This is a genomic window from Leucobacter chromiiresistens, assembly GCF_001477055.1.
Lineage (GTDB): Bacteria > Actinomycetota > Actinomycetes > Actinomycetales > Microbacteriaceae > Leucobacter > Leucobacter chromiiresistens_A.
The window spans coordinates 1-626 of the sequence record NZ_LDRK01000166.1 but is presented as its reverse complement, the minus strand read 5'-3'; the positions used below and the strand labels follow the sequence as shown (position 1 = coordinate 626).

Here is a 626-nt window from a genome sequence, read left to right as displayed (position 1 = left end):
CGGGCTCGAGCCCGCTCTCCTCGAGCGAGCGCGTCACCGACGCGAGGAAGTGATCGTCGGTGAGTTGTGCGGCGGAGACGTTGACGGCGATCCGGGCCTGATTCTGCCAGTTCGCAGCGTCGGAGCACGCATGTCGCAGCACCCATTCGCCCAACTGAACGATCGTGCCGTTCGTCTCGGCGATGGGGATGAACTCGCCGGGGTGCAGCAGTCCGAGCACCGGATGCTGCCACCGGATGAGCGCCTCCCACCCGACGACGGCTTCGTCTTTCAGCGACGACTGGGGCTGATACAGGAGCGTGAATTCGTCTCGTGCGATCGCTCCCAGGATCTGGCGGCCGAGGAAACGACGGGACGCCGAGTGCTCGAGCAGCCCCTCGCGGTAGCGCATGGCCTCGGTGGCCCCGCGTTCTTTGGCGTCGTACATGGCGGCGTCCGCCCGCACCAGCAGCTCGGAGATGTCGCTCGCATCCGCCGGGAACCGGGCGACTCCGATGCTGGCGGGAACGATGCTCGATCTCCCGTGGAAGAGCACCGGCTCGCGCATCGCGGTGGTGACTCCGTCGATGAAGTCGTCAACGGCTCGGGAGTCCGGGGTCAGCGCTGCGGCGGCGAACTCGTCGCCG

The 626-nt window shown here is 67.7% G+C and carries 1 protein-coding gene; it reads right to left on the bottom strand.

Annotated features, from left to right (window positions below; all coding sequences use genetic code 11):
• Nucleotides 1-626 (bottom strand): GGDEF domain-containing phosphodiesterase (locus NS354_RS12855; RefSeq protein WP_153002231.1); only part of this gene is annotated, 626 nt, incomplete at both ends.